Annotated in this window: 8 protein-coding genes; 4 read left to right on the top strand and 4 right to left on the bottom strand. The window is 61.5% G+C overall.

Going from position 1 to position 6993, the window contains the following annotated elements; translation table 11 throughout:
* Positions 1-40 precede the first annotated feature (40 nt).
* The 4 genes from H6F58_RS10805 to H6F58_RS10820 form a co-directional block, all read right to left on the bottom strand.
* The gene (locus H6F58_RS10805) at positions 41-499 is read right to left on the bottom strand and encodes a MarR family transcriptional regulator (protein WP_146274940.1); all 459 of its coding nucleotides are present in this window, start codon (positions 497-499) and stop codon (positions 41-43) included.
* Positions 483-1616, bottom strand: a complete 1134-nt coding sequence (locus tag H6F58_RS10810; RefSeq protein WP_146274941.1) for an LLM class flavin-dependent oxidoreductase — start codon at positions 1614-1616, stop codon at positions 483-485. Before H6F58_RS10810 ends, H6F58_RS10805 begins: the two co-directional genes overlap by 17 nt.
* Positions 1617-1821: 205 nt before the next feature.
* Positions 1822-2496, bottom strand: coding sequence for a response regulator transcription factor (locus tag H6F58_RS10815; RefSeq protein ID WP_146274942.1), 675 nt, complete (start codon positions 2494-2496; stop codon positions 1822-1824).
* 9 nt (positions 2497-2505) lie between these two features.
* Positions 2506-3855 (bottom strand): histidine kinase, encoded by a 1350-nt coding sequence (locus tag H6F58_RS10820; RefSeq protein WP_195181753.1) that lies wholly within the window; start codon positions 3853-3855, stop codon positions 2506-2508.
* 137 nt (positions 3856-3992) lie between these two features.
* Between H6F58_RS10820 and H6F58_RS10825 the strand changes: the two genes are divergently transcribed.
* The 4 genes from H6F58_RS10825 to H6F58_RS10840 all read left to right on the top strand — a co-directional run bounded on the left by H6F58_RS10825 (position 3993) and on the right by H6F58_RS10840 (position 6921).
* On the top strand, positions 3993-4910 hold the full coding sequence (locus tag H6F58_RS10825) for an ATP-binding cassette domain-containing protein (RefSeq protein WP_195181754.1): 918 nt from the start codon (positions 3993-3995) through the stop codon (positions 4908-4910).
* Between the two features lie 4 nt (positions 4911-4914).
* On the top strand, positions 4915-5709 hold the full coding sequence (locus tag H6F58_RS10830; protein ID WP_195181755.1) for an ABC transporter: 795 nt from the start codon (positions 4915-4917) through the stop codon (positions 5707-5709).
* Positions 5710-5774: 65 nt separating this feature from the next.
* Positions 5775-6215 carry a hypothetical protein gene (locus H6F58_RS10835; RefSeq protein ID WP_195181756.1) on the top strand — a complete coding sequence of 147 codons (441 nt, stop codon included), beginning with the start codon at positions 5775-5777 and terminating at the stop codon, positions 6213-6215.
* A gap of 91 nt (positions 6216-6306) precedes the next feature.
* Positions 6307-6921, top strand: a complete 615-nt coding sequence (locus H6F58_RS10840; RefSeq protein WP_195181757.1) for a DUF305 domain-containing protein — start codon at positions 6307-6309, stop codon at positions 6919-6921.
* The last annotated feature ends 72 nt before the right edge of the window (positions 6922-6993 follow it).

The following is a 6993-nucleotide window of genomic DNA, read 5'->3' on the forward strand; positions in this document are numbered from 1 at the left end:
AGGGTGCTGTACCCAATCCTGCCGGGCGATCTCCCGGGGACTATTGAACTGCGCGACGCAATTTGCTGCTCAAGCGGTTCAACTCGAGGAATTCTTCTTCGGATAATGCCGTGCCCAGCAGCTCGTGCAGATGCTTCACATGCTCGCGGCCGATCTCTTGCTGCAGTTTCAGCCCCTTGTCTGTCAGCGAGAGCCGGGTGGCCCGATGGTCCACCGGGTCTGGTTCGCGCACGACCAGGCCTTGGTCTTCCAGCCGCACGACCATGCGGCTCAAGCTGGGCTGGGAAATGAGCAGCTGCTTGTTCAGCTCAACCATGCGGCTCTTGCCACCCGGGCAGGTGCGCAAGTTGAACAGCACGTCGTATTCGCGCATAGACAACTTGCCAAACTCCGGCATGGCGGTGATCTGGCGCATGACCGCCACCTGTGCCCGGAAGAGGGACTCCCAGGCATCGGTGGTGACCTTCAAGGAGGCTACAGCTTTATTGGTCCCGGTCACTTGCTACTGGCTCCTCGGTATCTGCTACGTCAGCTTCCAGTTTAGCCCGGCGCGCGGCGACCAGTCCTTCATGCGTCGGGGCCGGGGTCAGGTCGGCTGGTTCCCGCGACTCCATTTCCTTGCGCAGTTCAGGCAGAACGTATTCGCCAAACATGTCGAGCTGGTTCAGCACCGTCTTCAACGGCAGGCCGGCGTGGTCAACGAGGAAGAGCTGGCGCTGATAGCTGCCGAAGTATTCCTGGAAGGTCAGGGTCTTTTCCAGTACCTGCTGCGGCGACCCCACGGTCAGTGGCGTCTGGGCTGTGAAGTCCTCCAAGGAAGGACCATGTCCGTAGACCGGGGCATTATCGAAGTACGGGCGGAATTCCTTGACCGCCTGCTGCGAGTCCTTGGCCATGTAGAACTGTCCGCCCAGTCCGACGACGGCCTGGTGGGCCTTGCCGTGGCCGTAGTGCTCGTAGCGTTCGCGGTAGAGGTTGATCAGCTGCTGGTAGTGCTCCTTTGGCCAGAAGATGTTGTTGGCAAAGAACCCGTCGCCGTAGTAGGCCGCGATCTCGGCTACTTGCGGGGTGCGGATGGAACCGTGCCACACGAAGGGAGCCACATCATCCAGGGGGCGAGGCGTCGAGGTGAAGTTCTGCAGGGGAGTGCGGAACTTGCCCTCCCAGTTCACGACATCTTCATCCCACAGGCGGCGCAGCAGGTTGTAGTTCTCAACGGTCAGGTTCACCGAGTCTTGCATGTTCTTGCCGAACCACGGGTAGACCGGGCCGGTGTTGCCGCGTCCGAGCACCAGATCCACGCGCCCGCCAGACAGGTGCTGCAACATCGCGAAGTCTTCGGCAATTTTGACCGGATCATTGGTGGTGATCAGCGTGGTGGCCGTGGAGAGGATGATGCGCTCGGTTTGCGCGGCGATGTAGGCCAGCGTGGTGGTTGGGGAGGAGGAGAAGAACGGGCGGTTGTGATGCTCGCCGATGGCATAGACATCCATGCCGATTTCTTCGACCTTCTTGGCGATGGCCACCGATGCATCGATGCGTTCTTTTTCGGTGGGGATGCGGCCGGTGGTGGGGTCGCGGGTGATATCGCTGACTGAAAATACTCCGAACTGCATGTCCACTCCTGCTTGTTGTTGAGATGTTGCGGTGTGCGCCTGAATTCAATTTATATGCGTATGCATGTAATAACAAGTTGATGCGTCAAATATTCCCGGGCGTGGGTAGTGCGATCGGACGCAAGGCCGCCATGGCCACGGCATGGACGGCAGAAGGCCAAGGTTGCTGCAGGGGAGAGCACATGGAGGCAGTGGTCAGCAGCGGCTAGTCTTGCTGGTTGACCATGCCGCTCTGATACGCGATCAAAGCCGCTTCAACGCGATTGCGCACACCGAGCTTGAGCATAATCGAAGTCATATGCCCCTTGACGGTGGCAGGAGTTAGCACCAGCTCTCCGGCGATTTCCGCATTTGAATCCCCGGCCCCGACAAGCGACAAGACATCACGTTCACGCGGCGTGAGCTGTGCAATCAGCGACGTGGCCACGGTGTGCCGCCCATGATCCAGGCTGCGAACCTTGTCGACCAGGCGCTTGGCGATGCGCGGGGAGAGCGCCGCGGCGCCATCGGCTACCGAATGGACCGCCCCGATCAACTCTTCGGGGCTGGAACTCTTGAGCATGAACCCGGCCGCACCGCCGGCCATGGCGCGATCGATATACTCTTCCTCGCCAAAAGTTGTCAGGATCAGCACCTTGGCCTCCGGGTCCGCGGCCAGAATGCGCTCCATCGCACCGAGCCCATCAAGCTGGGGCATGCGGATATCCATCATGGTCACCTGGGGGCGGAGCCGAGCTGCCAGTTCGATAGCGCGGATCCCATTCTCTGCTTCGCCCAGGATCTTGATCCCCGGGTCGCTGGCGAGGATGGTCCCAAGCCCTGCGCGGATCAGCGGATCATCATCAACAAGCAGTAGCCCTACCGGATGTTCTGTGCTCATGTATTGATCCTATGACGCGGGGTAGAGGTGGTCGGCGGATATCAGGACATCATCCGAGAAGCAGAGCCGGAACATCTCGCTGCCCAGGTCCAGCACCCCGGTGCGCGCAGCGTAGTACCGGCACTGGCCGCTGGCCGGCAGCCGGGATTCATCGATCACCGGAAGAGGCTGCTCCAGACCCTTGGCCTGGACATGCTCAGCGACTTCCTCCCGGGTCATCCCCGTCGCGAGCTGCTGGAAATCAGCCGGGCTCAACGCCGTGGCCCGGAAGGTCGCCAACTGCAAAAAGTACAGGCCCAGCACCATGGCCGCAACCGCAAGGACGGGCACAAGAACCAGCAGCCATCGTGAAGAGGCCTTGCCGGACCCCGGCTCCGGCGGCAACCCGGAATCCGGTTGGAACCGGCCGATCGTGGCCACCACTTCAAAGGAATCATCGGAACGGTTCACGCGCAAGGATCCGCCATGCAAGGCTAATGCCGCGCGCAGGGTGCGCAGGCCCGTGGCCCCGGACCGCGCCGGCGGAGGGGAACCGTCCAGCGGATTGCTGATCCGCAAGGTCATGGGATCCGCACTGCTATCAAGCTCCACGTCCACCAGATGCTGCGGCGCGTATTTGGCAGCATTGGTCAGCGCCTCCTGCAGCACCTGATGCAGGACAGCGCCGGTAAGCGAGCCAGGCTGGGCGGCGGGGTCCGAACCTGTCACCTGGTAGTTGATCTGCATGCCCCGGCTGCGCGCCTGGGCAATCAGCCTTTCCAGGGAATGCTCCTGGGGGCTCAACGATGCATTCTGATTCGGATCATGAAGCACTTCAATAATCTCGTGCAGGTGCTCAACGGCCTGATCAGCCTGGGCGCGGATGCGCACGGCGAACTGGTAAGCCTCCGACTCCCTGTCCAGGGCCATCTGCAACCCGCCGGTAGACAGCGCCAACAGCGCCATGTCATGCCCCAATTGGTCATGCATCGCCTCGGCAATGCGCGCTCTTTCGCGAAGCCCGGCCTGGACCGCTGCATGGTGGCGTTCCTGGGCCCGGAAAGACAATGCATTGCGCCTGGCCCGCCCCGCCCACCAGGGCAATAGGACGAACAAGACCACCCCGGTCGAGAGATTCAAGGCAAAGGTCAGCACGCTGACATCAGTGGAAAAAATCAGCGTAATCCCCGCAGCGAGCGCTCCGGCCGCCAAGGCAATGATGCCATGGACCACCGAGTCCACGCGGCGCCCCGCAAAAAAGCTGCCGACGGCGGCTAGCGGGGCCAGGAACAGCCACGCTGCGCTTGTAGACAGCGGAAGCAGGTACGCGCTCAGCGCGAGAACGATGAGCAGCAGGACCTGCTTCCACTGGATAGCCATGATGATCATGCTACGCAGGATCAGCGGAAGCTGACACCGACCAAAGTCGGGGGAGCCCGACCCGGAACTGCCGACCATCAGCCGGTGTGCCCGGCTTCGCACGATGACAGAGTTGAGCCCAGGAAAAGGAGTTCACCATGATCAAGCTCGAAGCACTCACCAAGGACTACGGCAACACCCGCGCCGTCAACGAACTAAGCGTAGAGATTCAACCGGGAAGGGTCACAGGTTTCCTCGGACCCAATGGAGCCGGCAAATCCACCACCATGCGCATGATTCTCGGCCTGGACGCTCCTACCAGCGGCCAAGCCCTGGTCAACGGGCAACGCTACGGCCAATTGGCTTACCCCATGCATGCGGTGGGAGCCCACATCAGCGGCACGGCCGGGCATCCGGGGCATACGCCCAGGACATTCCTGCAGGCGCTGGCCCAAAGCAACCGCATCTCCAGGAATCGAGTCGACCAGGTGCTCGAAGAATCCGGACTGGCAACCGTGGCCTCCAAACGCATCGGGGGTTTCTCCCTGGGCATGCGCCAGCGCCTTGGCATCAGCGCCGCATTGCTCGGCGACCCGCAAATCCTCATCCTCGATGAGCCGACGAACGGGCTGGATGCACAAGGCATCGCATGGATCCGGCAAATGATGCGCACCCGGGCCGAAAACGGGGGAACAGTCTTTGTCTCCAGCCACCTGATGAGCGAAGTGCAGCAGGTAGCCGACCAGCTGATCCTCATCGGCCGCGGCCAGCTCATTGCCAATGCCGCCAGCGAGCAGCTCATCACCGAGTTCACGCAACAGGTTGTCACCGTGCGCTCGCCGCAAGTCCAGGCGCTCGCCGAGCTGCTCGGGCAGCAAGGTGTCCAGGTGCAGCCCGCGGGAGCTCAAGCAGTGCGGGTCACGGGCCTGGCGGTGGAAGAAATCGGAGCGCTGGCCTTTGCCCAGCACATCGAATTGCACGAATTGAGCGCTGCCCGCGGTTCGCTGGAATCGGCTTATAACCAGCTGACCCACGACTCGATGGAATTCACCGCACCATCCCCAGCAAGGAGCTGAACCCATGAAAACCCTTGATCTTGTTCCGGAGCGCCAGGTATCCAGCGTTGGCCCGTTGCTTGCTGCGACGCGAGCCGAAATCACGAAGTTCCGCGGCTCGCGTTCTCTCACAGGATTGTACGCAGCAGGAATCCTCGCCACGATTGCGCTGGGCTGGCTGCTGGGCGCCAGCGCCAAGGCCAGCGGCGACAACGGCTTCGACACCGCGATGCCCGCGCCATTGCTGGTCTTTGCCACGCTGCAGTTCGGGCAGCTGTTTTTTGCTGCGGCAGCGGCGCTGCACATGACCGGCGAGTACTCCAGCGGCACCATCACCAGCACCTTGCAGGCGGTGCCGCGCCGCGGAATCATGGTGGGCTCCAAGGCTGTGGTCCTGGGCGCACTCGGCATGGCCACCGGACTGGTGCTGATTCCGGTGGCCACGATTCCCACTGCCTTGGGCGCCGGGCAGTACGGACAATTTGCCTTCGCGGATCTGTTCTCGGCTTCCCTGGGGGCAGGAACCTATTTGGCCCTGCTGAATCTTATGGTGCTCGGGCTGGGACTGCTGTGCCGGAATTCGGCCGGAGCCCTTGTTTCGCTCATTGCGCTCGTGCTTGGCCTGCCGCAAATCCTCCAGCTGATACCCATGGACTGGGTGCAGACGCTGATCCAGTACCTGCCGACGAATGCTGCAACTTTCATGGCCACAGGTGCCACCGAACCTTATGGGCCAGCGATGGCGTTCGTGATTCTTGTAGCGTGGAGTGCTGCGCTGCTGGGTGCTGGCACGGTGGCCTTGAAAAAGCGCGACGCCTAGGCTCACACCGCTTGCACAGGAATTCTGGCCCACGGCAGGGTTCGAATTTCGATATGGTTGTGGGTATGGGTAGCAAGAGCAACGCGATGCAACAAGGCCAGAGGCGGATTCCTCCTTTGGCCTTGTTGCAATTGGCGTTGCTCGTTGGCGCCGTATTTATCGGATTGCTCTCGATGCATGTCTTGATGTCTCCGACGACGCCATCGGCGGCACCGATGAGCTCGTCCGGGCAGGGCATGATCGCTCATTCTTTGGCCCATGATTCCGGTATGGTGCCAGCTGGCGGCGACGAAGGCCACGGGTGTGCAGAGTGCCCGATGGATCATGAAATGTCGGCTGCCGGATGCGTCCTCGCGTTGCTGGCTTTGCTGCTGTTCTTGCGTCCGCCGGGAATTCTGTCACGTGCCAAGAAGCTGGCGATGAGCCCGGAGGCTTTGACGCTTTGCCGCCCGCGGTTCCTTCCATCCAGGCCGGACCTGATGGCTTTGGGGATCTGTCGAACGTGATGAGCTGGCTAGCGCCTTGTCGCTTGCCTGCACATTTTTTGTGCCCCCTTCGAGCGGCACTTTAATCTTTCACGCAACACAGGAGAATTCCATGAAGCACAAGACCTTATGCGTTGGCGCCCTGGCGCTGAGCACCCTTATTACGCTGACCTCATGCGCAGCAGATCAAGGCCAGGAAGCCCAGGCCACATCCGAATCCCACGGATCGGAACACCAGATGCCATCACCGTCGGCGTCGGCTGCCGGTGAGGCCAATGCGGCGGACATGAGCTTCGCCAGCGGCATGAAAGCGCACCATGAACAGGCCTTGGAGATGTCCACGGACCTGCTGGGCAAGGAGCAGATCCCGGGCGAGGTCAGGAAGCTGGCGGAACAGATCAAATCCGCGCAGACCCCGGAAATCGAGCTGATGGAGCGCTGGCTGTCCGGATGGGATATGCCAGAAGGCATGGACCACGGGCAGATGAATCACGGCGAGGGAATGATTTCGCAGGAGGACATCACGTCGTTGAAGGAGGCCACCGGCCCCACGGCGGCAAAACTGTTCCTTGAGCAGATGATCGCGCATCACGAGGGCGCGGTCGAGATGGCCGAGACGGAGATTGCCGATGGCTCGTACCCCGAGGCCATCGAATTGTCCAAGAATATTGTTGAATCCCAGACCCAGGAAATCCAGGAGATGAAGGACCTGTTGAGCACGCTCTAGCCACAGCGCTGGATCATCGGGGAATGAATAGGGGTGTGGGGCGGGTTCCAGATGGAACCCGCCCCACACCCC

This window comes from Glutamicibacter sp. FBE19 (assembly GCF_015524875.1).
Lineage (GTDB): Bacteria > Actinomycetota > Actinomycetes > Actinomycetales > Micrococcaceae > Glutamicibacter > Glutamicibacter halophytocola.

Excerpts from the sequence above, each read along its gene's own strand:
- H6F58_RS10810 (WP_146274941.1), bottom strand. The coding sequence starts at position 1,616 with ATGCAGTTCGGAGTATTTTCAGTCAGCGATATCACCCGCGACCCCACC.
- H6F58_RS10840 (WP_195181757.1), top strand. The coding sequence starts at position 6,307 with ATGAAGCACAAGACCTTATGCGTTGGCGCCCTGGCGCTGAGCACCCTT.
- H6F58_RS10830 (WP_195181755.1), top strand. The coding sequence starts at position 4,915 with ATGAAAACCCTTGATCTTGTTCCGGAGCGCCAGGTATCCAGCGTTGGC.
- H6F58_RS10815 (WP_146274942.1), bottom strand. The coding sequence starts at position 2,496 with ATGAGCACAGAACATCCGGTAGGGCTACTGCTTGTTGATGATGATCCG.
- H6F58_RS10820 (WP_195181753.1), bottom strand. The coding sequence starts at position 3,855 with ATGGCTATCCAGTGGAAGCAGGTCCTGCTGCTCATCGTTCTCGCGCTG.
- H6F58_RS10825 (WP_195181754.1), top strand. The coding sequence starts at position 3,993 with ATGATCAAGCTCGAAGCACTCACCAAGGACTACGGCAACACCCGCGCC.
- H6F58_RS10835 (WP_195181756.1), top strand. The coding sequence starts at position 5,775 with ATGGGTAGCAAGAGCAACGCGATGCAACAAGGCCAGAGGCGGATTCCT.